Source organism: Mesorhizobium sp. ISC11, assembly GCF_037162595.1.
GTDB lineage: Bacteria > Pseudomonadota > Alphaproteobacteria > Rhizobiales > Rhizobiaceae > Mesorhizobium > Mesorhizobium ciceri.
Genome location: NZ_JAVSPW010000001.1, coordinates 4,879,325 through 4,906,023, shown reverse-complemented (window position 1 = coordinate 4,906,023; position 26,699 = coordinate 4,879,325). Strand labels below are relative to the sequence as shown.

Sequence of the window (26,699 nt, the reverse complement as noted above, 5' to 3'; positions counted from 1 at the left end):
GGTTTAGCTATCTGCTCGGCTTGCCGAAGATCATCCGCAAAAACTCGTCCAGCCAGCGCTTGAGATGCATGTCCCAGATCAGCCGGCCACCGAGATGATCGCGGCCGGGCTGGGCACCGGGCAATTCGAAGCGATGCGCGCCGCGCACCACCCAGCGCTGCATCATCACCCTGGTCAGTTCGCCATGGAACTGGATGCCCCAGGCATTGTCGCCGTAGCGGAAGGCCTGGTTGGGATAGGTTTCGGCCGTCGCCAGCAGCGTCGCGTCCCTGGGCAGCGAAAAACCCTCGCGGTGGAACTGGTAGACCATCTCCGGCCAGTGCATGAGTTGCTTGCCGGCTTCGGTCGCCTTCAGGGGATACCAGCCAACCTCGACCAGCCCTTCACCATGACCCTCGACCTTGCCGCCGAGACAGTTGACCAGCATCTGCGCGCCGAGACAGATGCCGAGACATGGCCGGTTCTCCCTCAGCGGTATTTCCAGCCAGTTGGTCTCGCGACGAACGAACTCGTCGTCGTCATTGGCGCTCATCGGGCCGCCGAACACCACCGTGCCGGCGTGGTCGTCCAGTGTTTCGGGCAAGGCGTCGCCAAGCGGCGGCCGGCGGATGTCGAGATCGAAACCTTCTTCCAGCAGCATATGGCCGACACGTCCCGGGCTCGAACTCTCCTGATGCAGCACGATCAGGATCTTTGGCTTCGAACTCGTCTGGCGTGGCATGGGAAGGCGAAGATCCTATTCGTCGCTCGATGTTCCGGTGGCGCCGGGCGCGTGCGCCGCCGCCTTGCGGCGCGCCTCGACGCGATCGTGGCGTTCGACGCCGATCAGCTCGGCGACGCGCCAGACGGTGTTGTCCTCGAGCTCGTGCAACTCGCCGTCGGCATAGACGATTTCCCACATCAGGCCGATGAAGGCCTTGCGCGCATCGGCATCGAGATGGCGCTTCAGGACGCTGGTGAAGGCATAGAGATCGATCGCCTCATTGTCGGCCCGCTCGCCGGCAGCGGCCAACGCTTCGAGTTCGGCGCCGCTGATCGAGTAGCTCTCGGCCAGCACCGCCTTGAACCGCTCCCACTCGACATCCTGGCGCACGCCATCGGCGTTCATCACATGGTAGAGCAGCGCCGAGGCGGCGACACGCGGATCGTCCGTGCTGGCATGCGTGCCGGCACCGGCCGGCAAATCCCTGAGAAACGACAGAACGCGTTCAAACATAGATCCATACCCCAACGGCCTGACGGCCTGCCCAACTCAAAACAACCGAAACCGGCGCGGCGATTTCTCCGCTTCCTCGTCCGGATCGACGCCGGGATCGTCCGGCAGCCGCGCAAGCTCCTCGGCCGGCTCGACGCCTTCTGCATCGCTCGGCACCGCGGCGAATGCCGCTGCCGTGATCGGCCTGACATGATCTTCTTCGCGACTTTCAGCTTGCTTGCCCGCCGACGTCTCGCCACCGGCGTCGTCGATCACTTCGATCGGCCTTTTTTCGCTCGTCGGCTTTGCCAATGCTTCAATAACCGGTGCCACACCCGCTGGCGCGTCATCATGGCTGTCGATCAACTGGCCAAGCCGCTCCATCGGCGCGCGCCACTCGAAGGCGTCGAGCCGGCCGGTGATCGGCGATACCGGAGCCCAGCGTTCCGATACCACGCCGTCTGCGACCCAGGCCGGATCGCGCGGCGCCCGCACCGCCCTGGACAGCAGCTGCCGAACTTTGCCCTGATCGCCGGTCTCGGCCTCCTCGATGTCGGCGAGCAGCAGATAGGCGCCCTCGCGACGGTCCATCCGGATCGCCGCCTCGGCCTCGCGGCGGGCGGTCGCGAAATCCTGCGCGTCGAGCGCGGCGCGCGCCACCGTCATCGACGATTCGGCGTGGTTCTTCTTCATCTCCTGCAGCTTCTTCGCCCGGTTGAGGCGGTCGAGCACCGCGTCGCCCGGCCTTGCATGGGTATAGAGCTCGGCGATCTCCGGATGCGGCTCGGCCTTCCACGCCGCCTCGAGGATCTTCGAGCCCTTGCGCACATCGTTCTGCTTGAACAGTGCGGCCGCGGCGGCCACGGCGGCAGGCGCGAAATCGGGCCTGAGCTTGTTGGCTTCGATCGCCGCCGTCCTGGCGGCGGCGGGATCGCTGTCGGCAAGCGCCTGCGCCTTGGCGGTCAGCAGCACGGCGCGGCGGCGGTTGGCGGCATCGCGTTCGATCTGCCGTGTCGCTTTCTGCGCGTCGACGAGTTTCAGGGCGCCGTCCCAGTCGCCGCGCGCGGTCAGCTCTTCCAGCGTCGATTCCGCCGCCCAGGCCAGTTGCGGCGCCACAGCGGCGGCGCGGCCGGCATAATGCCTGGCGGCGTTGCGGTCGCCGAGCCGTTCGGCTTCCAGATAAAGCCCGCGCAAACCCAGCAGCCGCATTTCGGGATCGTCGAGCATGCTCTCGAATTTCTGCCGCGCGCCTTCATGATCGCCTTCGAGCAGCGACGCCTGCGCTTCGAGCAGGTGGATCAGCGGCTCCTGGTCGGAACGGATCAGCTTGGCGGCTTCCTTGGTCTTCTTGCGGGCCAGTGCGCCATCACCGGCGCCGGCGGCAATCATGCCGGTCGACAGCGCCTGATAGCCACGATCGCGGCGGCGGACACGGAAATAGCGCGAGATGGTGTAAGGGCTGTTCCACAGCGCCTTGAGCAGCCACCACAGGATCATCACCGCAGCGACCACGGCAACGACAGCCACCGCCGCCACCATCAGGCTGACCTGGTATTGATAGCCGTTGAAAGTGACGACCATGTCGCCCGGCCGGTCGGCCAGCCAGGCAAAGCCCAGCCCGAGCGCGAAAACGACGATGAGGAAGGCGAGCAGGCGGATCATTGTGTTGCCCTCATGCCTTCATCGCGCCCGAGATCAGCGCATCGACCTGGGTTTCGACCTCGATGCGCGCCTTCAGCTTGCCGGCAAAGTCGGCGCCCGCGGCCTTGGCGGCCTCGGGCAGCGTTTCATACTCGCTGAGTGCCTTGGCGTAGTCGCCCTGGTTGACCGCCGCCTCCATGCGCGCGACGGTTTCCGGTGCGCCGGCGCCTTCGACGGCGCCGATCGGCCTGACCTTGACCAGCGATTGCGCGCTCGACAGAAGGCTCTGAACGAAGCCGGCATTCTCATCGACAGGCGTTGCCGCCGTGACCATGGCATTGGCGGCGGCATCAGCCTGCGATGCGATCTCGGCGCGGGTTGGAACGCCCTTTTCGGCATAGGGGCGCAGTGCCGCAAGCTGCGGCGCATCAGGCGAAATCGCGGCGAGGGTTTCGAGTTCGGCCGAAAACGGCCCGCCACGCTCAAGCGCCGCCTTCAAGGCCGACGCCGCGATGGCAAGCGCGATCTTCGGCTGTCCCGCCGCCGCCTCGACCTTGCCGGACAGCTGCGACACAGACTGCTCCAGCGCTTTCAGCCGGCCATCCTGCGCGGTAGCCGCCTCGCCGGCCGACTTCACCTGCGCGTCGAGGCCTGCCAGTTTTTCGGTGAGCGGACCAAGATCGACCGGCGCCGCGCTGCCCGCCTTGCCGAGGGCGGCGACCGCCGTCTCGATCTGCGCGACCTTGTCGCCCAGTGCGGTGACGCCGGCCGCGTCGCCTGCTCCACCTTTCTCGACAGCCGATTTCAGCGCCGCGACATCGGCCTTGACCTGCTCCAGGCCCGAGGACAGCCCGACCATCTTCGCCGCTGCATCGCCATTGCCGCCGGCGTCCTTCAAGCCGGCGATTTCGGTCTTCAGCGAGGCGATGTCGCCATTGACGCCATCGAGCGAGACGCCGGCACCGGAGCCCGGCGCGCCGAGCAGGCCGGCAAATTGCAGCCCGCCGGCGCCGACCAGCGCGATGACGCCGCCGATGATGCCGGCGGCGATGCCGTTGAGGCCGCCACGCTTTTCAGGGGCTGGCGCCATTTTCTCGTCCCGTGTCTCGGCTTTTGCCTTGTTGCCGTCGGTCTGCGCTGCCGACGCGTCGTCGAAACTGTAGTCGAAGGTTTTGGCGCGGTTGGGCGGCGCATCCGAACCGGGATAAGGCAGCTCTGGCTCGGCGGCTTTGGCTCCGCCATCCGCCGGCGCTTGCCCTTCCGCACCTGCGGCGCCATCGGCATGTTCCCACGGCTCGAGATCGGTCTGGTCGGCATGAACCGGCTCTTCGGGAACCTCGGGCTGCGAAGCGTTCGCTGCTTCCTCGGCCTTCGCCTCGTCTGTCTGCGCCTCCTGCGTGGCGGCGTCCTCGTCGGCGATGCGTGAGACGGCGCCCGGCTCGAGATCGATGGTCACCGGCTCGCGGCGGCTTTTCGAGTGTCGCATCTTCGGCGTCTTGACCATGCCTGGGCTCCGCACATTCGCTTCGTCTCAACGCCTGGCGGCGCATGATGGTTCAGAAAGGGTCTAGCACATCACCAAGCGGTGAAAAGGGGCGGTGTGATGACGCGGCTCAGCGCGGCGCCTGCAAAAGCGCCAGCAATGCCTCCTCGTCAGGTTGCGCGGCAATGCGGATCCTTTCGCTGGCGGCATCGTCGAAGGCTGCGGCGATCCGCGTGGAAAGCGCAAAAACCCATGTTTTTTCGAAGAGACCGCGCAGAGCGGGCCGTCTTGCCAGGATTTGCATCGCCGCCGCCGCCTTGGCTGAATAGAGCAATACCGCGTCGGCAGGTTGCCCGGACAGGCGTTCGAGGGTGACTTCGTCCGGATAACCCACTGTCAGCGTGTCATAGGTCTCGACGGCGTGGACCCGAACGCCCACCGTCCCGAGCCTCTGTTCGAACGCCGGAAACCGCACGCGCCCACAGAGGTAGACAATCGTCTTTCCAGAAAAATCGGCAGCGAGAACGTCGGCCAGCGCCTCCGCATCGCCGGGGCCTTCACTGACCGATAAGAACCCTGCTTCACGCGCCGCCTGCGCCGTCCTTTTGCCGACCGCATGACAAGGCAAGCGGGCGAGCGTCGCGATGATTTCTTCCGGCGCATGGCGCATGGCATTGGCGCTTGTGACGGCCACCGCGACGGCATCGTCCGGGATCAGTCCGGCAGCGGCGGGCAACGCCTTTGTTTCGGTCAGGGGCAAAAGAACCGGCTGGAAACCTGCCTCCTCCAGCCGATGCGCTGTGCGCGAAGCACCCGGTTCCGGCCTGGTCACCAGGACGCGAAGCATTTCAGAGCCAGCCGTCGAAGAACTTTTCGCCGGCCCTGGCGCGCACGCTCCGGGCCGCTTCGCCGCCGATGCGGGCGGCGTCTTGCGCCGATCCCTGCAGCTCGACCGTGTGCGACTGCGTGCCGTCGGGCGAGATGATCAGCCCGGCAAAAGACAGCTTTCCGGCCTCGATCGCGGCATAGCCGGCGATCGGCGTGCGGCAGGAGCCATCGAGCGCCGCCAGGAAGGCACGCTCGCAGGCCAACGCCTGGCCGGTCGGCACATCATGAACGGCCGCCAGCATCTTTTCGACATCGCGGTCGCCGATACGAGTTTCGATGCCGATCGCGCCTTGCCCCGGCGCCGGCGGGAAGACATCGAGCGGTATCAGGTCGGTGACGACATGCTCGAGCCCAAGCCGCTTCAGCCCGGCATAGGCCAGGATCGTGCCGGCGGCGACGCCTTCGTCGAGCTTGCGCAGCCGCGTCTGCACATTGCCGCGGAACATCACCACGTCGAGATCCGGCCGCATCCGGCGGATCAGCGCTTGCCGCCGCAGCGACGACGAGCCGACTTTCGCCCCGCGCGGCAGTTCGGCGATCGTCTTCGCCACCTTGCCGACAAAGGCGTCGCGTGCGTCCTCGCGCGGCAGGAAGGCCGACAGTTCGAGGCCGTCGGGCAGTTGCGTCGGCATGTCTTTCGACGAATGCACGGCGATGTCGATCCGGCCGGCCAGCAGCGCCTCCTCGATCTCCTTGGTGAACAGGCCCTTGCCGCCGGCTTCCGACAGCGGCCGGTCCTGAATGCGGTCGCCGCTGGTCGAGATGACGACCACCTCGAACGCCTCCGCCGGCATGCCATGCGCGGCCATCAGCCGCGCCTGCGTTTCATGCGCCTGCGCCAGCGCCAGCGGGCTGCCGCGTGTTCCGATTCTCAAGATTGTTTGCATGGCGCGCAGTCCGTGATAACCCCCCGGCAAGCGAGGCTTTTCCGGGGTTCTCCTAACGGGGAAAGCCCCATGATACAATCTTTAGGGACAGCGACGAATTGATCCGCGTGCTGGGCATTGAGACGAGTTGTGACGAGACCGCCGCCAGCGTGGTGGCCATCGACGGCGACGCCGCGCCAAAAATCCTGTCCAACATCGTGCTCAGCCAGATCGAGGAGCATGCCGCTTTCGGCGGTGTCGTGCCGGAAATCGCCGCGCGCGCCCATGTCGAGGCGCTGGACGGCATCATCGAGGCGGCGCTTGCCGATTCGGGCACGGCACTAGCCGATATCGACGCGATTGCCGCCACCGCCGGCCCCGGCCTGGTCGGCGGGCTGATCGTCGGACTGATGACCGCCAAGGCAATCGCCGCGGCGGCGAACAAGCCGCTGATCGCCATCAATCACCTCGAAGGCCATGCGCTGACCGCAAGGCTGACCGACGGGCTCGACTTTCCCTATCTCTTGCTGCTGGTCTCCGGCGGCCATACGCAAATCGTCGCCGTGCGGGGTGTCGGCGATTACCAGCGCTGGGCAACGACCATCGACGACGCGCTCGGCGAAGCCTTCGACAAGACGGCCAAGATGCTCGGCCTGCCCTATCCCGGCGGACCGAATGTCGAAAAGGCGGCACAGGCCGGCAACGCCTCGCGCTTTGCCTTTCCGCGTCCGATGAAGGGCTCGGCCCAGCCCGACTTCTCCTTCTCCGGCCTCAAGACCGCCGTGCGCCAGGCGGCGAGCGCCATTGCGCCGCTGAGCGACCAGGACGTCGCCGACATCTGCGCCTCGTTCCAGGGGGCCGTAGCCGATGCTCTGGCCGACCGTGTTTCTCGCGCGCTGACGCGCTTTCGCGAGACATTTCCCGGCACCAGGAACCCAGCCCTCGTCGTTGCCGGCGGTGTCGCCGCCAACCGCACGATCAAGACCATGCTGGAGCGGCTCTGCGCCGAGACCGGCTTCACCTTCATTGCGCCGCCACTGAAACTTTGCACCGACAATGCGGCGATGATCGCCTGGGCCGGCATCGAGCGGCTGCGCGAGGGCATGGCGCAAGAGAACGGCTTCGATTTCGTGCCGCGCTCGCGCTGGCCGCTGGACAGCATCTCGGCGCCGATGGTCGGCTCCGGCCGGCGCGGAGCCAAGGCATGAACGAGGTGGCAATGAGCGGCAACGTCACCGCGCCAAGCGGCTGGCGCGTTGCCGTGCTCGGCGGCGGCGCCTGGGGCACTGCCTTGGCCTTGGCCATGCTGCGCGCCGGCCATTTCGTCCGCCTTTACGCGCGCGATCCGGAGACCGTCGCCGCGATCGACCGCGGCGAAAATCCACGCTACCTGCCGGGCATTACGCTCCAGCCCGGCATCGTGGCGACGAGCAACATCCAGGCCACGCTCGACGGTGCCGATTGCGTGCTGGCGGTGACGCCGGCGCAGTCGCTGCGGGCGACGCTGGCGGCCGCGAAGGACCATATGCTGGCCGGTATCCCGCTGGTTCTGTGCGCCAAGGGCATCGAAAGCGAGACTGGCGCGTTGCTATCGGCGATTGTCGAAGAAATCCTGCCGCTCAATCCGGTTGCCGTTTTGTCGGGCCCGAGCTTCGCCAACGACGTCGCCCGCGGCCTGCCGACGGCCGTTGTGGTCGCCGCCCGCGACGAGGCGTTGGCCGCCGATCTCGCCGCCCGCTTTTCCGCCGAAAACCTGCGCTGCTATTCGAATGACGACCTGATCGGCGTCGAGATCGGCGGCGCCTTGAAGAACGTCTTTGCCATTGCCGCAGGTGCCGTCACTGGGGCGGGTCTCGGCGCCAGCGCCCAGGCCGCCATGGTGACGCGCGGCTTTGTCGAATTGCGCCGCATCGGCGCTGCCTTCGGCGCCAGGCCCGAAACGCTGATGGGGCTTTCCGGCCTTGGCGACCTGCTGCTGACCTGCTCGTCCACCCAGTCGCGCAATTTCGCCTATGGGTTGGCGCTCGGGCAAGGCAAGCCACTTGCCGGATTGCCGCTGGCAGAAGGCGTGCCGACGGCGGCGATCGCAGCCCGCATTGCCACCGAGCGCAACATCGACGCGCCGATCATTGCCGCCGTCGCCGCCATACTGGATGGCACCATCACCGTCCGGCAGGCCGTGACGGCGTTGATGACCCGGCCGCTGAAGACCGAAACCAACGATTGATCCCACGACTTTGAACGATCAGGAGAAAAAATGCTGTTTGCTGTGATTTGCAAGGATAAGCCCGGAAGCCTGCAGGTGCGCCTCGACACGCGGCCCGAGCATGTTGCCTTTCTCGAGGGGTTGAACGGCGACAAGAAGCTGGCATTCGCCGGTCCGTTCCTTGACACCGAAGGCAAGCCGAATGGCAGCCTTGTGGTCGTCGAAGCACCCGACCTGGCAGGTGCGCAGGCTCTGTCGGCGGCCGACCCCTACGCCAAGGCCGGGCTCTTCGAAAGCGTCGAAATCCGCCCGTGGAACTGGACGTTCAACAAGCCGGCGGCTAGTTAAATCCCGGTCGCCCGCGCGATTCCAAGGAGGAGAAAGACATGAACTACTGGCTGTTCAAATCCGAGCCATTCAAGTTCTCCTTCGAGATGCTGAAGGCCAAGGGCAAGGCCGGCACGCAATGGGACGGCGTGCGCAACTACGCCGCGCGCAACAACATGAAGGCGATGCAGATCGGCGATCTCGGCTTCTTCTATCATTCCAACGAGGGGCTGAACGTGGTCGGCATCGCTGAAGTCTGCGCGCTTGCCCATCCCGACACCACCTCGGACGATCCGCGCTGGGAATGCGTCGACATCCGCGCCGTGCAGGACGTGCCGAACCCGCCGACGCTGGAACAGGTGAAGGCCAATCCCAGGCTTGCCGACATGGCGCTGGTGCGGCTCGGACGGCTTTCCGTGCAGCCGGTGACGCCGGCCGAATGGAAGGAAGTCTGCCGCATGGGCGGCTTGACGCCGGCTCCGTGACGGCGCTCACGCCCAACAGTGCCAAACAGTTCATTCTCGACAACACGGCGCTGATGGCGCCGCCGCACGTGCCGGAGATCCTGCTTCATCTTGCCGACGAAGCGCATGACCTGTGGCAGCGGACCGAGGAAGAGCTGGTCGAAATCGGCCTGCCGCCGCCCTTCTGGGCTTTCGCCTGGGCCGGCGGCCAGGGCCTTGCCCGCTATGTCCTGGACAATTCCGGCACGGTGCGTGGCAAGCACGTGCTCGACTTCGCTTCCGGCTCCGGCCTTGTCGCCATCGCCGCTGCCAAGGCCGGTGCCGCCAAGGTGATCGCCTCCGACATCGACCCGTTCTGCGCCACCGCGATCCGGCTCAACAGCGAGATCAACGGTATCGGGACCGAATTCCTCGGCACGGATTGCATCGGCACCGATGCAGGTTGGGACGTGGTCCTGGCCGGTGATGTTTTCTATGACAAATCTTTCGCTGACCGGCTGGTGCCATGGTTCGCAACGCTGAAGGCGCGCGGCGCCGAAATCCTTGTCGGCGATCCCGGCCGGTCGTATCTGCCGAAGACAGGGCTGGAGCCGCTTGCGGTCTATGAAGTGGCCGTCACGCGGGCGCTGGAGGATGCGCTGGTCAAGCGCACGACCGTCTGGCGGTTCGCTTGACGCGATCGCCGAACAGGCGTTCCATCATATCCAAATCAGAGGGGGGAGCTCATGGATTTTTCAGCAGTGAACTGGCTGGCGGTGGTCGCTGCCGCAATCGTGGCGTGGCTGTTCGGCGCCGCCTGGTACATGAGCCTGAGCAAGGCGTGGCTGAAGGCCGCCAAGCTCGATCCGGCCACGATGAAGAAGTCGCCGCTGCCCTTCGTCGTCAGCTTCATCGCCGAACTGGTCATGGCCACGATAATGGCGCTGGTCGTCGGCGCGATGACCGGCGGCGAGCCGACATGGCTCGCCGGACTTGTCTTCGGCTTCGTGCTCTGGCTGGGTTTCGTCGCCACGACGCTCTCGGTCAACCATCGCTACGAGAATTTCGGCTGGGACCTGACCCTCATCGACGGCGGCCACTGGCTCGGCGTGCTGCTGATCATCGGCGCCGTGATCGGCTGGTTCGGCGCGGCGGCAACCTGATCAAGAAGGGAGTAGGGCAGTAAGGCAGTAGGGGAATAGGGGGCAAACGGCACCGACTGCTATCCCTGCTGCCTACTGCCTACTGCCTACTGCCTACTGCCCTACTGCCCTACTGCGGTCTTATGTAGCAAACGCACCAAACCCGATGGGCGGGTAGGTGCGCCATGATGGTTGGCGCTTTTCTAGGAGCAGCGATTTGCGCTTCAATCGGCGTTGAAGTCTCCGTCGATCCCCTTTTGGAACCCGAGTTTGTTCGCCGGTGTATCTCCGTATCCGGGGCCGTAGGCCATGTTGCCCGGCATATCCGCTCTGACAAGATCGATAACACCGCCGGTTTGATGGCGCTCATCGGATACGACCAGCCAATAATGGACGCTGATTGCCAACCTGAGAGGCGTTGGTGTCTCATCTTCCCAGACGTCTCGCTGGAAATTTTTCGAGATGGCGTCTGTAATGGATTTCTCGATTGTAAGATGGTGGACTTGGGTGGTGTATTTGCCGGGGAAAATGCTGGCCCCGAGGTTCTTCGACATATTCTTACTTTGGGCATACATTTCGGCCACAAGAGTATCTCGGCGGTCGTGGAAAGCCACAAATTTGGCAGTTATCCATACGCCTTTGGCCAACGTCCTGCCGATGTTCCTTACGGTGAATTTTACCGACAGCTTCCCCTGTCTCCCTTCGCGGTCCCAAGTGAGTGGAGAAACGATCTCAACTCCCTCTATTTCGATCCAAGCCCTTTGGTCAGCAATGAACGTTTGGCGGGAAAGCTGGTTGGCCTCGACGGCGGCGGCGGTAGCTTGCCGGTTCAATTCGAGGGTGTTTCTCACCAGCCACACGGCCCAAGTGCTAACGCCTACGCTGAAGAGAGCGGAGAACGCTGCGACCCACTGTGCGTACGTATCAGACGGCGTAGTGTAGGTTTCCCAGAAGCCGGGCGGTTCGACTGGCTTCTCGTTCCCGCCGGTTGTCTGTTCGGCGTGTTGCTGTCGATTCTTACTATCGGCCGGATCACTAAACCCCGGAACGGTCCAGACAAGAATCAAAAGCGCGATGGCAAGCCCAACAACTAGCCCAAGTGCAGTGTCTGCGACCCTATCGCGCTGAGACATTGAAGTAAAAACGCAGCACTAAAGCCCCCCCGGCTTATTTTGTTGTTCAAGTTACGCTCGGTTTCGTGAATGTCCATAGCCGCCAGCTTTTCCGCGAGCTGGGCGTAGGTGACACCCTTCCGCTTCAACTCTGACTTCAAAAGGTTCTTGGCCTTCGTCTCGTATTCGACGGTCTGTGGGTCGTCCTTGCGTGCCATATCCTCGCCTCGAAAAATATCATCACATTCGATGGTATAGGCCCTTGAATTTAGGGATGCAAGTCCGCATATACGGTGAATAATATCGCCGGGTATGATGACAATGGCCCAGCACTTCCTCCTTTCCGCCGAAAGCCGCACCCTCTCCCTTAAGGAGATTTACAAGGGCGGCGAGGAAAAGGCTTACGACACGTTCAAGCGCCTTCGCTGGGCTTCGACGCAAGGCGAGCCTGTTTGCCCGAAATGCGGGTGCCTGGATCACTACGACATTCCGACCCGTCGCAAGTTCAAGTGCGCAGCTTGCGGTGCGCAGTTCTCCGTTACGTCCGGTTCTATCTTCGCCTCGCGCAAGCTGGCGTTTGTCGATCTGCTCGCCGCGATCTGCCTGTTCATCAACGGTGCTAAGGGCATGTCGGCGGTCCAGTTCTCCCGCGATCTGGACGTTCAATACAAGACCGCCTTCGCGCTGGCTCACAAGCTGCGCGAAGCCCTGTCGGCTGAAACCAAGAACGAAACCCTTGAAGGCGAGGTCGAGATTGACGGCGCTTACTTCGGCGGCGTTGTGCGCCCTGAGAACCGCGTAGAGGACCGCAAAGACCGCCGCATGAAGGAGAACCAGTCAGACCGTCGCCGTGTTGTCATCGCCCTGCGCGAGCGCGCTGGCCGCACCCTGACGTTCGTCCGTAACCGCGAAGCGGAAGGCGTCGATATCGCCCGCGCTCGGATCCTGGCCGGTTCCAAGCTGTTTGCCGATGAGGCGAGCCATTGGGACGTGCTGGAGGCTGACTACGCTTCGACCCGCATCAACCACTCGGAAAGCTACAGCGACGGGCACGGCAAGCATTACCAACATGGTGGAGAGCTATTTCAGCCGCCTTCGCCGGATGGTTGCCGGCCAGCACCATCATGTTTCGCACCGCTACCTCTACCAGTACGCCAATCACGCCGCATGGCTTGAAGATCACCGTCGCCGGCCGAATGGCGGCAACGCCTTCGCCCTGCCTTGGCGGCGCGCTCAATCATTCCGTGTCGCGCGTGTGGAAAGCGAGCTGAATAGCTGTGGGCAATCCCTCGCCCACAGCGGGAGCGCTTGGGAGGACTAAGCCGCCCTCATGAAGTTGAAAGAGAGTTGGCCGGGCCAGCTGCGGGTGTGTGATCTGACAAATTCGAGCACACCAAACCGCCGCCTACGATAGGCCCGGACGTACACGCGTCGCCGCATGCGCGCCTCCGATTGGCAAAATCCCCTTGTAAACGGCGGCAGAACATGCGATTCTTGGGTGCGACGCCAAGTGCACGCTCGCCGCCATCCAGTGGCGCGGGTTTACCACTTACCGCTGACGACCCGCCCCTCGGAAGGCGGGTCGTTTGCGTTTGAGAAGCGGTCATCATACTCGAAACACAAACGCTACAAGTCGATCTACCAGATTTGTCATGCTCACGCAAACTCGTTTGTGTGTTTTGTGTTCTCGCGCGCTGTAAAATGTGTTATGCAACACATAACAATCACAGGAGGGTTCCATGGCCGGAAACCAGTTCGCCCAACTTCAGCGGCGAAAAAAGGAAATCGAAAAGCTGCTCAGAGAGCTTAAAAAGGAGATGGCTGGCATCGAAAAAATCGAAAAGGACGTGGCGAAGGCGGCGGCCAAAATTAAATCGGCCGACGATGATGGCGACGAGCCAAGCGAGGGCGGTGGCGGCGCTCGCACCAGGTCCGGTGCAAAGCCGACCCAAATCGTAAAGGCAGTAAAGGACGTGCTGTTGAATTCGCCCCATCCAATGTCGCGAGGCGAGCTTTTGGATAGGTTGACTAGGGAGGGCGTCGAAATTCACGGCACCAACCCGCCTAATATCCTTGGCACCACGCTTTCGCGCGCTCCCGGCTTCGTAAATCTAAAGGGTTTCGGCTATTGGCTGGCGGAACGCCCCTACGCTCCGGCCGGTCATCAACCCCCCGGTTCGGAATCTACGGAAAAGACAGAAGCGGGCGACGACGCGACGTTGGCCTTTCACTGAGGCCTCTTTCGCCCTGCTCATTTCTTCGCGCCCTTGACGCTATCCGTTACCTTGGCGACTAGCGCGCCATCGCCATTATCCAAGCCCTTCGAGACCATGATCCGAAGGGCGATTTCACGGTTGTTGCGTTTGAATAGGCGGACAGCCGTGACCTTGGGCTTGATGTCGCGCGGCGGCTTGGCACAGCCGAAGATCGCCAGCGCATGGTCTATGTGGCTTAGCTGGTCTTCCAGGGCAGCTTTCTGCCGTTCCAATTCGAGAACCTGGCCCGACAGTTCTGCCCGCTTGGCGATCAATGCGTAGATGACAATTGGCTGTCCCATGCATCGGATTTTATGGGAACCCACTAGGTAGCGGCTATGGGAATGTTGGTGCGTTTGCTACATAAGACCGCCCTACTGCCCTACTGCCCTACTGCCTACTGCCCTTTATCCGTGGTCCGCGTCTTGGCGACTTCCTCGAGCATCCATTCGCGAAAGGCGGCGATGCGCGGATCGTCGGCGGTATTTTCGGGATAGACCAGGAAGTAGGCGAACTCGGGCGCCACGCGCAGGCCGAGTTCGAAAGGCTGCACCAGCCTGCCCTGGGAAAGGTCGTTCGCCACCATGGCGAAATCGGCGAGCGCAACGGCATTGCCGTCGAGCGCTGCCTGGACGGCATCCGTGGAATTTCCGAACACGACTGTCCGGCTGTCGTCGAAATCATTGATGCCGGCCGCCGCCATCCACATCCGCCAGTTCGGCCACGTCACGCCTTGCCGCGACCATTCGATATGCGCAAGCGTATGGTTGAAAAGATCGCGCGGCTCGCGCAGCGGCGGACCGGACGTCAAAAGGCTCGGGCTGCACACCGGAATGAGGATGTTGTCGAACAGCCGGTGGGTGCGAAGGCCCGGATATTTGCCAGCGCCAAAACGGATGCCGACATCGATGTCGTCAAGTTCGAAATCCCGCACTTCATAGGCAATGTCGAATCGCAACTCGATATCGGGGTGACGCTTGCGAAAATCGTCGACGCGTCGCATCAGCCATTTTGACGCGAACTGCGCGTCGAGCGTTACCTTCAAAAGAGCGGTGCCGCGCGTCAGCTTTTGCGCCCGCGAAACGGCCCGGCCAAGCAGGTCGAGCGCGTCCGCCGAGGCGTCGAACAGCACCGTTCCCGCCTCGGTGAGCCGGATGGTGCGGCTGGTGCGCGTGAACAGCACCAGCCCGAGCTGATCCTCGATTTCCTTGATCTGATGGCTGACGGCGGCCGGTGTCAGCCCAAGCTCGTCGGCGGCACGGGTGAAATTGAGGTGCCGGGCCGCCGCCTCCAGCGTCCTCAAGGCACGAGTCCCAGGCAGAAGACGAGCCATCCTATCCTCAAAGAAAACTTGATGATCGAGAGAAAACTACTCGTTTCCTACAGAGATTTCAATCTGGCATGATCTGTCCATCGAAACATCATCAAGCCGGATTTGATATTCGGGGAGAACGGAGCACACCATGTCCATCATCGTTTTGAATTCGTCCGCACATCGTCCGAACTGGCTGGCCGAAACCCTCGACTGGTTGCGTCACGCCCGGGTCGCGATACGCCTCCCCCGCCGCGATACTGCCTACCAGAACGTCGAGGATCTCTCCGACCGCCAACTGCGCGATATCGGCGGCGCGCGCCGTGATGTCGCTCGCGCAATGGACAAGGAGCTTGGCCGGCTGGGCCTGCTCGACATCGGCTGGCAGAGACCTGGCCGTAGGGGAATAGGGGAATAGGGGAATAGGGGAATAGGGGAATAGGGGAATAGGAAAAACTAAGGCCGCGCCGAGCTTGTCCCTACTCCCCTACTATCTTACCACCCTCACCACCGTCCGGTCCGACAGCAGCGGCAGCAGCCGCGCCATGGTTTGCGCCGTGACAGCCACGCAGCCTTGCGTCGGCGTGAAGCCGGGGCGCGCCAGATGGAAGAAGATGGCGCTGCCGCGCCCGCGCCGGCGCGGCGACAGGTTCCAGTCGAGCACCAGGCAGGCATCGTAGAGCCTGTCGTCGCGCCGCATGCGTTCGTGGCTGGCGCCATAGGGAATCCTGACCGGCCTGTTGTAGTTGCGGTCGTCAGGCACTTCGCACCAGCCCAGATCGGGCCCGATCGGCGTCATCGCCAGCCGGGTCCTGCGGCCGCTGGAGAACTGATCCCCCCGGAAATACCCCGACAGGATCCGCATCGCGGCCAGCGGCGTGGCGCCATCGCCTTCGCGCTTGTGGGCCGAGATGCCACCGCGCCCCAGCGCACAGGCAAACACCGTTTTCCCGGCCTGCAGCAGGCCCTGGCTTGGATGCCCAGGCCTCGCCCGCACGGTCAGCACACGCAGCCCTTTTCGCAAAATTGCGCCGGCTGCATTGCGATCGTGTTTTTTCTTGTATGATCGTGCCACGGAACAAATCACTGTGAACGGCTGTTACGCCGGTCAGCTTCCGCATAAACAGGCAGCGGTCAACTGAATTTTCTTTTCAAAACAACGGATTGATCCATGACTTCACGCACCATACTGATCGTCGACGACGATGATGACCTGCGCGGCACGCTGGTCGAGCAATTATCCCTTTACGAGGAATTCGACGTGCTGCAGGAATCGACTGCGGCAAAAGGTGTCGCCGCAGCGCGCGGCGGCCTCATCGATCTGCTCATCATGGATGTCGGGCTGCCCGACATGGATGGCCGCGAAGCGGTGAAGATCCTGCGCAAGGGCGGCTACAAGGCGCCCATCATCATGCTGACCGGTCACGACACCGATTCGGATACGATTCTTGGTCTCGAGGCCGGCGCCAACGACTATGTGACGAAGCCGTTCCGCTTCGCCGTGCTGCTGGCGCGCATTCGGGCGCAGTTGCGCCAGCATGAGCAGAGCGAGGATGCCACCTTCTCGGTCGGGCCCTATACTTTCAAGCCCAGCCAGAAACTGCTGCTCGACCCGCGCGGCGGCAAGGTGCGGCTGACGGAGAAGGAGGCCTCGATCATCAAATATCTCTATCGCGCCGACCAGAAGGTGGTGACGCGCGACGTGCTACTCGAGGAGGTGTGGGGCTACAATTCCGGCGTCACCACGCACACGCTGGAAACCCATGTCTACCGGCTGCGCCAGAAGATCGAGCGCGATCCTTCCAATGCGGAAATTCTTGTGACAGAAAGCGGCGGCTACAAGCTGGTTCCTTAAACATTTTCATTATCCAATGAGCGGCCGGGCGGGGCCGCTTTCGGGTACGATCCAGTTGGAGGGTGGTTTGGATCGAACTCGCAGAGGAGGAGTCGGACTGTCGGTTCGGGGACATAGCTAGATGGCGCTGGATGACGACATCCGCGTTCTGTCCGCCGTGAGGCTCTTCGAGGGCTTCACGCAGGAACAACTGCGCCTGCTCGCCTTTGGCGCCGAGAACACCAGGCTGATTGCCAACCACAAGCTTTATCGCGAGGACGACGAGGCCGATTCCGCCTATATCGTTGTCAGCGGGCGCATCGTGCTCTACCGGGAGCAGAATGGTGAACGGATCCCGATTGGCACGGCAGACCCCGGCACGATCCTGAGCGAACTGGCATTGATCGCCGACACCAACCGGTTGACCAGCGCCTCGGCCGAGATCGATTCGGAAGTGATGCGCCTCAGCCGCAAGATGTTCCACCGCATCCTGGAGGAATACCCCGAGGTCGCGGTCAAGCTGCACCAGCGCATCTCCGAGGAATTTCAGGCGATGATCCGCCGCATCGAGGAACTGGCGCCACGCTTTTCCGGCTGAGGCGCGAATGAACTTTCAGCTCGTACGCGCTGGCGAAAATGACTTGCCCTTCATCATGGCGACCGAACGCCGCGAGGGTTATGACGCCTTGGTCGGGCGCTGGGACGAGGCGCGTCATCGCCAAGCCCTTCTCGATGATGCTCATGCCTATTTTGTCGGCGTCGACGGTTCAGAGCCGATCGGCTTCGTGATCCTTCGCCAATGGGCCTCGGTCGAGCGCGTGACACTGGTCAAGCGCATCGCCGTCACCGCACCAGGACAGGGCCACGGCAGGATGCTGCTGGCGGCCGCGGTTGATCGGGTTTTCCTCGAGACCGACGCCTATCGGCTCTGCATCGGCCTTTTCCCGGACAATCATCGCGCCCGCCGCGCCTACGAAGCTGTCGGTTTCACCGCCGAAGGTATCGCGCGCGGCAGCGCGTTCTTCAAAGGTGTGCATCGCGACGAGCTGGTCATGGCGCAGCTGCGGCCGGAGTGGGAAAAACGCCGACGGCTTGGCCATTCCGCGGCGCGAACTTGAGCGGCGAGCTTCGTTGACAGGCTAGAGGTGAAATCCTACAGAGCCTCGAAGGCGGCCGGCGCAGCAGGCGCCATCACCACCAGGCTCCTTGGGGAGAGCGAGGCATGCTGCCAGTTCGGTACGAGACGATCATCTTGTATTCGCGGAATGACGCGTTCGGCGACGGGTTGTTCCGGATTCCGGCTTTGCGCGCCGCCAGAACGGCATTCCCCGACAGTTTCATCGTCTACGGAACCACCCGGTCGTCGTCCCTTGAACATAGCCTCAATCGCCATGCCCGCCATTTGGTCGATGCGATCAATGTGCGGACGCCCCTGGCGCGCCTGATCGCCGGTCACAGCAAGGGCAAGGGGCAATTGGCCGTCGTCGATTTCCGCATCTCGGCGCGTTGGCTGCTTCAAGCCTCGGCATCACTGCTCGGCCGCGGCATCGCCTATGAGGCAAACTTTCCGGCTTTCGCCCTTTCCTGGCGCCTGGGTCACAGGCCTGAAGCACGACCCGGGCACAATGCCTGGCGCTACCATCGCCTCATCGAACGCCTTGCCGGCAAGCGGCTGCCTTTCGATCATCGGCTGGAGCCTAGCCCGGCCGCACGAGCGGCGGCCAGGAGCCTTGCGGACGACAAGCATGCTCCCTTGATCATTATCGCGGCGCATGGCAGCGCCAGCAAGCGCATGTCGGCGGATCAGGTTGCCGCAATCGCCGACAGCCTGATCGCCGACGGGGCGAACCTTCTCTATGTGAAAACCCCCGGCGACGGTCCCGATATGGCTGAGCTGGCTCAGCGCGTGCCGAAGCTGCGGCTTGTCGATTCCGCCGCGATCGGAGGTGTCGATATCGGTGACATCTTGCTGGCGCTCGGCGAGTTTGCCGATCTTTACATCGGCGCCGAAGGCGGTACCGCACATCTCATGGCAACGGTGATGACGCCGATGGTTATCCTCAATGGCGGCGCCAACATGGCCCGTTGGAGGCCGCTTTCGAACTGCGTGGACGTGATCGCGACCCGCCATGCCAGCCCGACCGGCCTGGTCGCCGATGTCCCGGCGCCGACAATCATCGAAGCGGCGCAACGGATGCTGGCGACACGCCGCCGCGACCATCCCCATCTGCCGGATCTCGCAGGCCTGTCAGCGCAGCAGCCCTGGGGCAACGACATGCGTGAAGACGTGAAGCGCGCCGTTTGAGTTCGAATTCATTTGGTCGCGCTTCGAAGCGTGCTGGGATTCAGGTCGGGCATTTGCAGGCCGGCCTCCTCTGAACATCGGCGCCATGGTACAATGGGTTCGGTGGAGCGAAGCGCTGCAACCGTTCGATGCTGACCACCGGCACAATGCAGGCGGAGTTCTCGGCGCGGCAGAGCTGGCAGCCATCGTACTGGATTAGGCATAGGTCAGCACTTCTTGATCTTTGATCCCAATGGAGTTCCTCTCAGTCCTCAATGAGAATAGCTAATGCCAGAGAACAGCGCGCCGAATACAAAGCATGGCGGCGAATGGACAATAGCCTGGCGTTTGGTCGTGGTGGCGGCGGCGGCGATCAACGTTGCGATGCTCTTGGCCGCGCTATCCGTCGCGCAAATTCGTGGTCTGGACGCGTGGATCTTTTATCGAGATCCATCCGCAGCCGCCGGAGTCGGTTTCTATACGGGGTGGATTTCGTCCCTGGGTGCTTCGCTATGGATCGGCTCCGGCGCCGCGACCCTGTTTGCTGGCCTGCTCACGCGCCGATGGGATTGCACGTTTCTCGGCGGCCTTACCCTCCTCCTGGGCCTCGATGACCTGTTGTTGATCCATGAGGACGTGCTGCCCATTGTTGGGATACCAGAGATCGTTCCGATGATTGCCTACGCCGCCGCCGGGTTGTTCTGGTTCTTCCGGCTGCGACGAAAAACATTCGACGGCACGATCATCTTTGTGGCCGCAGGCTTCCTGCTGGCGATGTCAGCATCGATCGACCAACTCGGAGAGCTGTTTCCTACCCCCGGTTCTGCGGCCGCCATCGCCGAGGACGTCGTCAAAGAGCTTGGCATCTTCCTTTGGGCGGCAGGTGCCGTTGGGTACGCGGCGATGGTGACACGATTGGGCCGTCCGTGGGTGGATCCAGCCGGTCCCAACTCTACAGACTGACTGCCGCACGCGGGCATTTTCGACCAGACTAGTCCAGATCGAACCGCGCGATGACCGGCACATGGTCCGACGGGCGCTCCCAGCCGCGCGCCAGACGCAGGATCTCGTAGCCGGAAAAGCTGGGCACAAGGTTCGGCGACGACCAGACGTGGTCGAGGCGGCGGCCGCGATTGGACAGCTCCCAATCCTGCGCGCGATAGCTCCACCAGGTGTAGAGCTTCTGCTCATCCGGCACGTTGAGCCGCATCAGGTCGACCCAGTTGCCGGCGCGACGCATCGCCTCGAAATTTTCCGTCTCGACCGGCGTGTGGCTGACCACGTTGAGCAATTGCTTGTGCGACCAGACGTCATGTTCGAGCGGGGCGATGTTGAGGTCGCCGACCAGCACCGAGCCGGACACCTCGTCATGTTCTGCCCGGATGGCATTCATCTCGGCAACGAAATCGAGCTTGTGCTTGAACTTCCTGTTGATGACGGGATCCGGTTCGTCGCCGCCCGCCGGGACGTAGAAATTATGCAGCAGGATCGCCTTGCCGCCGGCCCGCACCGTCACCGAGAGGTGCCGGCTGTCCTCGATTTCGCAAAAGCGTCGCTTTTCGACCAATTCGATCGGCCGCCGCGCCACGGTTGCTACGCCGTGGTAGCCCTTCTGGCCATGGAAGGCGATGTGCTCGTAGCCGAGCTTGCGGAAAGCCTTCTCGGGGAACAGTTCGTCGGGAACCTTGGTTTCCTGCAGGCACAGCACGTCGGGCGCATGCTCGACGAGCAGGCGCTCGACGATCGGCATGCGAAGGCGAACGGAGTTGATGTTCCAGGTGGCGATGGAGAAGGGCATTTGGCAATCCAGGACAGCGTGCAACCGGCCAGAACCGATGGGTCCCGGCGGGGAAGACGCCTTTTGACGGAGTCGGTCCGGGAAATTGCCAGCCGCAAGCCGCAAAGACAAGCCGGGCAACGCTCGACGAGGCGCGGCCCGGTGCTTTCCACAGCTATTGAAGCGTTTGAAGCTAGCGCGCCTTGTTGGTGTTGAGCTCGCGGTTCGCCGTGTAGTCGATGGCGAAAGTATCCGGCGCGAAGCTGACGCCTTCCTTGGTGTTGAAGATCATCACCGTCGTATCCTTGCCCTGCGCGTCGGTGATCGTCCACTGCCGCAAGTCGAAGGTTTTCGGATCGAACATCATGGTGATCTTCGAATTGCCGAACACCGATTTGTCGGCGAGCTGGATGGTTGTGAGGTCGTCCTCCTGCTTGACGCTTTTGACGCGGTCGCCGGAGAGGTCGATCCTGTTGTCGAGCAGCAGCTTCAAGGGTGTCTTCGACAGCGGATAGAGATCGGACGTGTTGAGCCTCTTGTTCAGGATGACCACCGACTGGCCGTCTGAAATCACCCGGAAGTTCGAAGAGCCGTCGTAGTTGAAGCGGATCTTGCCTGGCCGTTCGAGGAAGAACTTGCCGCCGGTCTGCTCGCCCTTGGGGCCGAACTGCACGAATTCGCCGCTCATCGATTTGACCGAGGAAAAGTGGTCGGCGATCTTCTGCGCAGCGGCCGGCACAGCCGCCTGCGCCGAGGCCAGCAGCTGGAAGCCGGGCACCGCGTTGAAGGCTGCCGCCCCTGCAAACGCCAGGCCGAGGCCCAGCAACTGACGCCGGGAGGGAGCAAATGTGCTGAGCTCTGAAAGATCGTTTTTCATGTCGGTCACTCTCGTCTGATTCCTGAGTTGTTCTGTGCTTGGACCCCCAGTTGGGCTGAAATTTGGCGGGTCGGGCGTCCCTTGGTCGCTTCAACGCCTTGAAAGGTTCAAGGTTGCCGGACCGGGATGTCACAAGGGTCAGGCTTTCTGGTCAGAACTTGTCCTCTTCGGTCGGCACCAGGATCTCGCGCTTGCCGGCATGGTTGGCCGGGCCGACGATACCTTCCTTCTCCATCTTCTCGATGATCGAGGCAGCGCGGTTGTAGCCGATGCTCAGCCGGCGCTGGATATAGCTGGTCGAGGCCTTGCCATCGCGCAGCACCACGGAGACCGCCTGATCGTAAGGATCGTCGGAATCCTCGAAATTGCTGTTGCCGCCACCGCCGCTCGCTCCACCCTTGCCTGACGGCTCGTCGTCATCCTCGCCATCATCCTCGGTGATGGCGTCGAGATACTCCGGCACGCCCTGCAGCTTCAGATGCGCGACGATCTTCTCGACCTCTTCATCGGCGACGAACGGGCCGTGCACGCGCTGGATACGGCCGCCGCCGGCCATGTAGAGCATGTCGCCCATGCCGAGCAGCTGCTCGGCGCCCTGCTCGCCCAGAATGGTGCGGCTGTCGATCTTCGACGTCACCTGGAAGGAGATGCGGGTCGGGAAATTGGCCTTGATGGTGCCGGTGATGACGTCGACCGACGGCCGCTGCGTTGCCATGATGACATGGATGCCGGCGGCGCGCGCCATCTGAGCCAGGCGCTGCACGGCACCTTCGATGTCCTTGCCGGCGACCATCATCAGGTCGGCCATCTCGTCGATGATGACGACGATATAGGGCATCGGCTCGAGATCGAGGTTCTCGGTCTCGTAGATCGCCTCGCCGGTCTGGCGGTCGAAGCCGGTCTGAACGGTGCGCGAGATCTTCTCACCCTTCTTGTCCGCCTGGCTGACGCGGGCGTTGAAGCCGTCGATGTTGCGCACGCCGACCTTGGACATCTTGCGGTAGCGGTCCTCCATCTCGCGCACGGTCCATTTCAGCGCCACCACCGCCTTCTTCGGATCGGTGACGACGGGCGTCAGCAGATGCGGGATGCCGTCATAGACCGAGAGTTCCAGCATCTTCGGATCGATCATGATCAGCCGGCAATCCTGCGGCGTCAGCCGGTAGAGCAGCGACAGGATCATGGTGTTGATGGCGACCGACTTGCCCGAGCCGGTGGTGCCGGCGACCAGCACGTGCGGCATCTTGGCGATGTCGACGATGACCGCCTCGCCATTGATGGTCTTGCCCAGCGCCAGTGCCAGCTTGGCCTTCGTCGTCTCGAAATCGCGGCTGGCCAGGATCTCCCTGAGATAGACGGTTTCGCGCTTGGCGTTCGGCAGTTCGATGCCGATGGCGTTGCGGCCGGGCACCACCGCGACGCGGCAGGCGATGGCGCTCATCGAGCGGGCGATGTCGTCGGACAGGCCGATGACGCGCGACGATTTGATGCCGGGCGCCGGTTCGAGCTCATAGAGCGTGACGACCGGACCCGGACGGACGGCGATGATCTCGCCCTTGACGCCGAAATCCTCCAGCACGCCTTCGAGCAGGCGAGCATTCTGTTCCAGCGCGTCCTTGGACAGGCTGGCGTCGCGCACCACGTTCTTCGGCTCGGAGAGGAAGTGCAGCGACGGCATTTCAAATTTTTCAGAGCCGATCAGCGATGTCTGCGCCTCGCGCTGCACACGGGCGCCTGGCACGGGGCGCGCCGCCGGCGCCTCGACGCGCGTGGCGGCATCGGAACGGAACGGCTGTACCTTGGCGGTCGGCGCGCCGCGGCGTTGCACGACAGGCTCATCGTCGAAATCGGCATCCTCGCCCGCATTGTCGAAGCGGTCGTCGAAGATATCGGCATCGTCGGGGTCGAGCGAGGCGCTGCGGTCATTGACCATGGCGGCGAAGAATTCCGGCTCGACGCGGGCGCGGCCATCCTGGCTCATCCGCTGCTCGGCGAACTCGGCCGATTCGACCCGTTCGGCGGCGCGGCGCCAGGCGGTGGAGCGCTGCTCCATCTCCGGCTCGTACTCGTCCCGCTCTTGCCTGCGGCGCACGGCGCGGCGGTGCATCCACGCGCGCAGCGACAGCCACCAATGGGTGATGGCGCCGAGCGCCAGGATGCCCTCGTCGCCTTCGTCCTCGTCATTGTCGAACAAAAGGTCGTCCTCGCGCGGATCGACGGCGGGCTCGTCCTCCATCACCGCAAAGCCGTTCTTGCGTCCGATCAGCGCCGAGCCATGGGCAAAGAGCCACAGTGCGGGCGCCGAAAGCAGGATGGCGATGATGCTGGCGATCAGCCCGGTCGGATAGCCGCCGATGACGACACCGGGGATCTTCAGCACCATGTCGCCGAACACGCCGCCGAGGCCGGTGGGCAGCGGCCAGGTCTTGGGCGGCACCACGCAGCCGACCATCGCCGCGGCCAGCAGCGCGAAGCCGAACCAGGACAACCCGCGCTTGGGCAGCCTGTCGACGCCGCGCGCGGAAAACAGCAGGAAGCCCCAGATGACCGTCGGAACCAGGGCGGCGACGGCGGCGAGGCCGAAGAACTGCATGGCGAGGTCGGAGAACACGGCACCCGCATAGCCCATGGCGTTGGTGACGGTGTTGTTCGTCGCGTGGGAAAAACTCGGATCGGCGACATTCCAGGTGGCAAGGCTGGCAACGCCAAAGGCGGCCAGCGCGAACAGGCCGACGCCAACCAGCCGCCCGACCTGACGCCGCGCGAACGCCTGGATGCCGTGCCCCGTATCGGCCAGCGCGAGCGGTGCTGAAGCCCCTGAACGCATGCTCTTCCCCGTCTGTCGTGGACTCGCCGGGTGCGTGGCGCACTCCGGCAGATTCGGGTCTCAGACTATCGGTGGGAAGGTTAAGGGCGCATTAACTATAAGAGGTTGAGACGCTCAAACCTCATTACCGCCGGTTGAGCCGTATGAGGCAATGATGGACGACGGACCGATGGAGCTCCATCGAATGAAACAATGGCGGGCTGCCGGCCCGCCATTGGTCGTCTGAACGGAGATCGGGTCTCGGCCCGATCGCGGCAAATCAGTTGGCGCCGCCGAGCGCCTGCACATTGGCGCAGAATTCCGCATGCGGCTTGCTCATCGCCGCATCCTGGCATTCCTTCTTCATCGCTTCCTGCTTTTCCATCGGCATGGCCATGAAAGCTGTCTTGAAGTCCGCCATCGGCTTCATGGTTTTCATGCCGGAATCCGTGAAGAACGGCGCCATGTTGTCGGGCTCGTCCAGAGCACCGGCAAATGCCACGCCGCCGATCATGGAAAGAGCAAGCGCTCCGAGACAGATGTTCTTGAGGTTCATGAGATGGTTTCCTTCCCTGTTGTTTGGCACGAGCGTCAGAACGACGATCGTCCCCACGGTTCGGAACCAGAGCGGTCGTTGTTTCCTCAAAAAACATGATCACGCGAACGTGATTGCGTGAAGCCGGGCATTGCCGGAATGGCTTGCCAAAAAAAGAGGCCCGGATGCGATCCGGGCCTCAATGCGTGAACTCCTTTCGGGAGCGTCACGACGGGATCTTTCAAAGCAATTCCAGGAGAACTGTGCAGCGCTTTCCATTCGGAATTGCGTGGAGATATGGGGCCGGCGGGAGGAGGGTTCCGCCGGCCCCTTGGCTAAGCTGGCCTTACGGCACCACTTCGCCATGCTGGGAGATGTCGAGGCCTTCGACCTCTTCCTGGGTCGTCGGGCGCAGGCCGACAAGCGCCTTGACGATGTAGAGGAGCACGAAGGTGGCAATGCCGGTCCACACGATGGTGACGGCAACGCCGTAGATCTGCTTGCCGAGCGAAGCACCTGCGCCGAGGCTGTTGATCGCCGGGTCGGCGAGCACGCCGGTGAGCAGAGCGCCGACCACACCGCCGACGCCATGCACGCCGAAGGCGTCGAGCGAGTCGTCATAGCCGAACATGTGCTTGACCTTGACCGCCGAGAGGTAGCAGACGACGCCTGCGACGATGCCGACGATGAAGGCACCGGTCGGGTTGACGAAGCCGGAAGCCGGCGTCACTGCGACCAGGCCGGCAACCGCACCCGAGATGATGCCGAGCACGGAAGGCTTCTTGGCGACGATCCATTCGGCGAACATCCAGGCCAGTGCCGCCGCCGCGGTGGCAACCTGGGTGTTGAGCATGGCAGCGCCGGCAAGACCGTCGGCTGCCAGTTCCGAACCGGCGTTGAAGCCGAACCAGCCAACCCACAGCAGCGAAGCGCCGATCACCGAATAGACCAGGTTATGCGGCGCCATGTTGGTGGTGCCATAGCCTTCGCGCTTGCCGAGAACCAGCGCACAGACCAGACCGGCGACACCGGCATTGATGTGAACGACCGTACCGCCGGCAAAGTCGAGCACGCCCGCCGATCCGAGGAAGCCGCCACCCCAGACCCAATGCGCGATCGGCACGTAGACGACCAGCAGCCACAACGCCATGAAGATCAGCAGCGCCGAGAACTTCATGCGTTCGGCGAAGGCGCCGGCAATGAGCGCCGGCGTGATGATGGCGAACGTCATCTGGAACATCGAGAACACGAATTCAGGAATGTTGGCGACGCCCGGCAGCCACAGCGAGGCCGTGGTGATGCCGTGATGGAAGAACTTCGAGGTGCCGCCGATATAGCTGTTCACGCCGCCGCCGTCCGAGAAGGCCAGCGAATAGCCGAACATGAACCACAGCACCGTCACCAGGCAGGTGATGGCGAAGCTCTGCATGACGGTGGCGAGCACGTTCTTCTTGCGCACCATGCCGCCGTAGAACAGCGCAAGGCCCGGAATGGTCATCATCAGCACCAGCGCCGTCGAGGTCAGCATCCAGGCGGTGTTGCCGGTGTCGAGCACCGGGGTCGGGGCAGCAGCCGGCGCGGCCGCGGCTGCGGCCGGTGCCGCTTCCTGTGCGAAGGCGGCGACCGTGCCCAATGCTGCGAGAGCAAGCGAACCCAAAAGGGCAGCTCGTCCCGTCGTCTTCAAGGTGGAAGGAATATTCATTGAACTCTCCATTG

The 26,699-nt window shown here is 63.3% G+C and carries 29 protein-coding genes and 1 pseudogene; 14 read left to right on the top strand and 16 right to left on the bottom strand.

The window, feature by feature from the left end; genetic code table 11:
- Positions 1 to 7 precede the first annotated feature (7 nt).
- The 6 genes from RPF88_RS23870 to hemC all read right to left on the bottom strand — a co-directional run bounded on the left by RPF88_RS23870 (position 8) and on the right by hemC (position 6,094).
- Complete coding sequence (locus RPF88_RS23870; protein WP_013528913.1) at positions 8 to 721, bottom strand: glutamine amidotransferase; 714 nt, start codon at positions 719 to 721, stop codon at positions 8 to 10.
- A 15-nt stretch (positions 722 to 736) separates the two neighbouring features.
- Entirely contained in the window at positions 737 to 1,216 is a 480-nt protein-coding gene (locus RPF88_RS23865; protein ID WP_013528912.1) for a tellurite resistance TerB family protein, read from the bottom strand.
- Between the two features lie 36 nt (positions 1,217 to 1,252).
- Positions 1,253 to 2,857, bottom strand: a complete 1,605-nt coding sequence (locus RPF88_RS23860; RefSeq protein ID WP_337123317.1) for a heme biosynthesis protein HemY — start codon at positions 2,855 to 2,857, stop codon at positions 1,253 to 1,255.
- Positions 2,858 to 2,867: 10 nt separating this feature from the next.
- Positions 2,868 to 4,340: a COG4223 family protein gene (locus RPF88_RS23855; protein WP_337123316.1), complete on the bottom strand. Its 1,473-nt coding sequence runs from the start codon at positions 4,338 to 4,340 to the stop codon at positions 2,868 to 2,870.
- Between the two features lie 109 nt (positions 4,341 to 4,449).
- The gene (locus RPF88_RS23850; RefSeq protein WP_337123315.1) at positions 4,450 to 5,166 is read right to left on the bottom strand and encodes a uroporphyrinogen-III synthase; all 717 of its coding nucleotides are present in this window, start codon (positions 5,164 to 5,166) and stop codon (positions 4,450 to 4,452) included.
- A gap of 1 nt (position 5,167) precedes the next feature.
- Entirely contained in the window at positions 5,168 to 6,094 is a 927-nt protein-coding gene (hemC, locus tag RPF88_RS23845) for a hydroxymethylbilane synthase (protein ID WP_337123314.1), read from the bottom strand.
- A 101-nt stretch (positions 6,095 to 6,195) separates the two neighbouring features.
- On the opposite strand from hemC, the gene tsaD reads away from it, so the two are divergent.
- From tsaD to RPF88_RS23815, 6 genes are read left to right on the top strand one after another with little or no spacing between them, the layout of a single operon-like run.
- Positions 6,196 to 7,281: a tRNA (adenosine(37)-N6)-threonylcarbamoyltransferase complex transferase subunit TsaD gene (tsaD, locus tag RPF88_RS23840; RefSeq protein ID WP_198327618.1), complete on the top strand. Its 1,086-nt coding sequence runs from the start codon at positions 6,196 to 6,198 to the stop codon at positions 7,279 to 7,281.
- Entirely contained in the window at positions 7,278 to 8,300 is a 1,023-nt protein-coding gene (locus RPF88_RS23835; RefSeq protein WP_337123313.1) for an NAD(P)H-dependent glycerol-3-phosphate dehydrogenase, read from the top strand. Before tsaD ends, RPF88_RS23835 begins: the two co-directional genes overlap by 4 nt.
- Before the next feature lie 30 nt (positions 8,301 to 8,330).
- A complete protein-coding gene (locus RPF88_RS23830; RefSeq protein ID WP_024503044.1) occupies positions 8,331 to 8,627 on the top strand; it encodes a YciI-like protein in 297 nt (98 codons plus the stop codon).
- Between the two features lie 38 nt (positions 8,628 to 8,665).
- A complete protein-coding gene (locus tag RPF88_RS23825) occupies positions 8,666 to 9,091 on the top strand; it encodes an EVE domain-containing protein (protein WP_024503045.1) in 426 nt (141 codons plus the stop codon).
- Positions 9,046 to 9,744, top strand: coding sequence for a class I SAM-dependent methyltransferase (locus RPF88_RS23820; protein ID WP_174299057.1), 699 nt, complete (start codon positions 9,046 to 9,048; stop codon positions 9,742 to 9,744). Before RPF88_RS23825 ends, RPF88_RS23820 begins: the two co-directional genes overlap by 46 nt.
- Before the next feature lie 51 nt (positions 9,745 to 9,795).
- Positions 9,796 to 10,212, top strand: a complete 417-nt coding sequence (locus RPF88_RS23815; protein WP_337123312.1) for a DUF1761 domain-containing protein — start codon at positions 9,796 to 9,798, stop codon at positions 10,210 to 10,212.
- Between the two features lie 203 nt (positions 10,213 to 10,415).
- Here the strand turns inward: RPF88_RS23815 and RPF88_RS23810 are convergent, their stop codons facing one another.
- Both RPF88_RS23810 and RPF88_RS23805 read right to left on the bottom strand, forming a co-directional pair.
- A complete protein-coding gene (locus RPF88_RS23810; RefSeq protein WP_337123311.1) occupies positions 10,416 to 11,324 on the bottom strand; it encodes a hypothetical protein in 909 nt (302 codons plus the stop codon).
- Positions 11,282 to 11,521 (bottom strand): DUF6471 domain-containing protein, encoded by a 240-nt coding sequence (locus RPF88_RS23805; protein ID WP_337123310.1) that lies wholly within the window; start codon positions 11,519 to 11,521, stop codon positions 11,282 to 11,284. Before RPF88_RS23805 ends, RPF88_RS23810 begins: the two co-directional genes overlap by 43 nt.
- A 103-nt stretch (positions 11,522 to 11,624) precedes the next feature.
- Here RPF88_RS23805 and RPF88_RS23800 point away from each other — a divergent pair.
- A pseudogene (locus RPF88_RS23800) lies at positions 11,625 to 12,574 on the top strand (IS1595 family transposase).
- A 468-nt stretch (positions 12,575 to 13,042) separates the two neighbouring features.
- The gene (locus tag RPF88_RS23795; RefSeq protein WP_337123309.1) at positions 13,043 to 13,537 is read left to right on the top strand and encodes a hypothetical protein; all 495 of its coding nucleotides are present in this window, start codon (positions 13,043 to 13,045) and stop codon (positions 13,535 to 13,537) included.
- Positions 13,538 to 13,554: 17 nt separating this feature from the next.
- Here the strand turns inward: RPF88_RS23795 and RPF88_RS23790 are convergent, their stop codons facing one another.
- Both RPF88_RS23790 and gcvA read right to left on the bottom strand, forming a co-directional pair.
- Positions 13,555 to 13,860, bottom strand: a complete 306-nt coding sequence (locus RPF88_RS23790; protein WP_337123308.1) for a hypothetical protein — start codon at positions 13,858 to 13,860, stop codon at positions 13,555 to 13,557.
- 95 nt (positions 13,861 to 13,955) lie between these two features.
- Positions 13,956 to 14,891 (bottom strand): transcriptional regulator GcvA, encoded by a 936-nt coding sequence (gene gcvA, locus RPF88_RS23785; RefSeq protein ID WP_337123307.1) that lies wholly within the window; start codon positions 14,889 to 14,891, stop codon positions 13,956 to 13,958.
- Positions 14,892 to 15,021: 130 nt separating this feature from the next.
- Here gcvA and RPF88_RS23780 point away from each other — a divergent pair, with 130 nt between their 5' ends.
- Complete coding sequence (locus RPF88_RS23780; RefSeq protein WP_013528900.1) at positions 15,022 to 15,288, top strand: hypothetical protein; 267 nt, start codon at positions 15,022 to 15,024, stop codon at positions 15,286 to 15,288.
- A 72-nt stretch (positions 15,289 to 15,360) separates the two neighbouring features.
- Here the strand turns inward: RPF88_RS23780 and RPF88_RS23775 are convergent, their stop codons facing one another.
- Complete coding sequence (locus tag RPF88_RS23775) at positions 15,361 to 15,897, bottom strand: L,D-transpeptidase family protein (protein WP_174299076.1); 537 nt, start codon at positions 15,895 to 15,897, stop codon at positions 15,361 to 15,363.
- 144 nt (positions 15,898 to 16,041) lie between these two features.
- Between RPF88_RS23775 and RPF88_RS23770 the strand changes: the two genes are divergently transcribed.
- The 5 genes from RPF88_RS23770 to RPF88_RS23750 all read left to right on the top strand — a co-directional run bounded on the left by RPF88_RS23770 (position 16,042) and on the right by RPF88_RS23750 (position 19,951).
- Positions 16,042 to 16,725: a response regulator transcription factor gene (locus RPF88_RS23770; protein WP_013528898.1), complete on the top strand. Its 684-nt coding sequence runs from the start codon at positions 16,042 to 16,044 to the stop codon at positions 16,723 to 16,725.
- 121 nt (positions 16,726 to 16,846) lie between these two features.
- Entirely contained in the window at positions 16,847 to 17,302 is a 456-nt protein-coding gene (locus RPF88_RS23765) for a Crp/Fnr family transcriptional regulator (protein ID WP_337123306.1), read from the top strand.
- A gap of 7 nt (positions 17,303 to 17,309) precedes the next feature.
- Complete coding sequence (locus RPF88_RS23760) at positions 17,310 to 17,822, top strand: GNAT family N-acetyltransferase (protein WP_337123305.1); 513 nt, start codon at positions 17,310 to 17,312, stop codon at positions 17,820 to 17,822.
- A gap of 104 nt (positions 17,823 to 17,926) precedes the next feature.
- On the top strand, positions 17,927 to 19,009 hold the full coding sequence (locus RPF88_RS23755; protein ID WP_337123304.1) for a glycosyltransferase family 9 protein: 1,083 nt from the start codon (positions 17,927 to 17,929) through the stop codon (positions 19,007 to 19,009).
- A gap of 267 nt (positions 19,010 to 19,276) precedes the next feature.
- Positions 19,277 to 19,951 (top strand): hypothetical protein, encoded by a 675-nt coding sequence (locus tag RPF88_RS23750; protein WP_063169523.1) that lies wholly within the window; start codon positions 19,277 to 19,279, stop codon positions 19,949 to 19,951.
- A 28-nt stretch (positions 19,952 to 19,979) separates the two neighbouring features.
- On the opposite strand, the gene RPF88_RS23745 is transcribed toward RPF88_RS23750, so the two are convergent.
- From RPF88_RS23745 to RPF88_RS23725, 5 genes are all read right to left on the bottom strand, one after another.
- Entirely contained in the window at positions 19,980 to 20,786 is an 807-nt protein-coding gene (locus RPF88_RS23745; protein WP_013528894.1) for an exodeoxyribonuclease III, read from the bottom strand.
- A 172-nt stretch (positions 20,787 to 20,958) separates the two neighbouring features.
- Complete coding sequence (locus RPF88_RS23740) at positions 20,959 to 21,642, bottom strand: outer-membrane lipoprotein carrier protein LolA (protein ID WP_013528893.1); 684 nt, start codon at positions 21,640 to 21,642, stop codon at positions 20,959 to 20,961.
- Between the two features lie 151 nt (positions 21,643 to 21,793).
- The gene (locus RPF88_RS23735; protein ID WP_337123303.1) at positions 21,794 to 24,469 is read right to left on the bottom strand and encodes a DNA translocase FtsK; all 2,676 of its coding nucleotides are present in this window, start codon (positions 24,467 to 24,469) and stop codon (positions 21,794 to 21,796) included.
- A 259-nt stretch (positions 24,470 to 24,728) separates the two neighbouring features.
- On the bottom strand, positions 24,729 to 25,004 hold the full coding sequence (locus RPF88_RS23730; RefSeq protein ID WP_013528891.1) for a hypothetical protein: 276 nt from the start codon (positions 25,002 to 25,004) through the stop codon (positions 24,729 to 24,731).
- Between the two features lie 325 nt (positions 25,005 to 25,329).
- Positions 25,330 to 26,685, bottom strand: a complete 1,356-nt coding sequence (locus tag RPF88_RS23725) for an ammonium transporter (protein ID WP_013528890.1) — start codon at positions 26,683 to 26,685, stop codon at positions 25,330 to 25,332.
- Between the last annotated feature and the right edge of the window lie 14 nt (positions 26,686 to 26,699).

Coding starts and splice junctions, on each gene's coding strand:
- RPF88_RS23870 (WP_013528913.1), bottom strand. CDS start 721: ATGCCACGCCAGACGAGTTCGAAGCCAAAGATCCTGATCGTGCTGCAT.
- RPF88_RS23865 (WP_013528912.1), bottom strand. CDS start 1,216: ATGTTTGAACGCGTTCTGTCGTTTCTCAGGGATTTGCCGGCCGGTGCC.
- RPF88_RS23860 (WP_337123317.1), bottom strand. CDS start 2,857: ATGATCCGCCTGCTCGCCTTCCTCATCGTCGTTTTCGCGCTCGGGCTG.
- RPF88_RS23855 (WP_337123316.1), bottom strand. CDS start 4,340: ATGGTCAAGACGCCGAAGATGCGACACTCGAAAAGCCGCCGCGAGCCG.
- RPF88_RS23850 (WP_337123315.1), bottom strand. CDS start 5,166: ATGCTTCGCGTCCTGGTGACCAGGCCGGAACCGGGTGCTTCGCGCACA.
- hemC (WP_337123314.1), bottom strand. CDS start 6,094: ATGCAAACAATCTTGAGAATCGGAACACGCGGCAGCCCGCTGGCGCTG.
- RPF88_RS23835 (WP_337123313.1), top strand. CDS start 7,278: ATGAACGAGGTGGCAATGAGCGGCAACGTCACCGCGCCAAGCGGCTGG.
- RPF88_RS23830 (WP_024503044.1), top strand. CDS start 8,331: ATGCTGTTTGCTGTGATTTGCAAGGATAAGCCCGGAAGCCTGCAGGTG.
- RPF88_RS23825 (WP_024503045.1), top strand. CDS start 8,666: ATGAACTACTGGCTGTTCAAATCCGAGCCATTCAAGTTCTCCTTCGAG.
- RPF88_RS23820 (WP_174299057.1), top strand. CDS start 9,046: ATGGAAGGAAGTCTGCCGCATGGGCGGCTTGACGCCGGCTCCGTGACG.
- RPF88_RS23815 (WP_337123312.1), top strand. CDS start 9,796: ATGGATTTTTCAGCAGTGAACTGGCTGGCGGTGGTCGCTGCCGCAATC.
- RPF88_RS23810 (WP_337123311.1), bottom strand. CDS start 11,324: ATGTCTCAGCGCGATAGGGTCGCAGACACTGCACTTGGGCTAGTTGTT.
- RPF88_RS23805 (WP_337123310.1), bottom strand. CDS start 11,521: ATGGCACGCAAGGACGACCCACAGACCGTCGAATACGAGACGAAGGCC.
- RPF88_RS23795 (WP_337123309.1), top strand. CDS start 13,043: ATGGCCGGAAACCAGTTCGCCCAACTTCAGCGGCGAAAAAAGGAAATC.
- RPF88_RS23790 (WP_337123308.1), bottom strand. CDS start 13,860: ATGGGACAGCCAATTGTCATCTACGCATTGATCGCCAAGCGGGCAGAA.
- gcvA (WP_337123307.1), bottom strand. CDS start 14,891: ATGGCTCGTCTTCTGCCTGGGACTCGTGCCTTGAGGACGCTGGAGGCG.
- RPF88_RS23780 (WP_013528900.1), top strand. CDS start 15,022: ATGTCCATCATCGTTTTGAATTCGTCCGCACATCGTCCGAACTGGCTG.
- RPF88_RS23770 (WP_013528898.1), top strand. CDS start 16,042: ATGACTTCACGCACCATACTGATCGTCGACGACGATGATGACCTGCGC.
- RPF88_RS23765 (WP_337123306.1), top strand. CDS start 16,847: ATGGCGCTGGATGACGACATCCGCGTTCTGTCCGCCGTGAGGCTCTTC.
- RPF88_RS23760 (WP_337123305.1), top strand. CDS start 17,310: ATGAACTTTCAGCTCGTACGCGCTGGCGAAAATGACTTGCCCTTCATC.
- RPF88_RS23755 (WP_337123304.1), top strand. CDS start 17,927: ATGCTGCCAGTTCGGTACGAGACGATCATCTTGTATTCGCGGAATGAC.
- RPF88_RS23750 (WP_063169523.1), top strand. CDS start 19,277: ATGCCAGAGAACAGCGCGCCGAATACAAAGCATGGCGGCGAATGGACA.
- RPF88_RS23745 (WP_013528894.1), bottom strand. CDS start 20,786: ATGCCCTTCTCCATCGCCACCTGGAACATCAACTCCGTTCGCCTTCGC.
- RPF88_RS23740 (WP_013528893.1), bottom strand. CDS start 21,642: ATGAAAAACGATCTTTCAGAGCTCAGCACATTTGCTCCCTCCCGGCGT.
- RPF88_RS23735 (WP_337123303.1), bottom strand. CDS start 24,469: ATGCGTTCAGGGGCTTCAGCACCGCTCGCGCTGGCCGATACGGGGCAC.
- RPF88_RS23730 (WP_013528891.1), bottom strand. CDS start 25,004: ATGAACCTCAAGAACATCTGTCTCGGAGCGCTTGCTCTTTCCATGATC.
- RPF88_RS23725 (WP_013528890.1), bottom strand. CDS start 26,685: ATGAATATTCCTTCCACCTTGAAGACGACGGGACGAGCTGCCCTTTTG.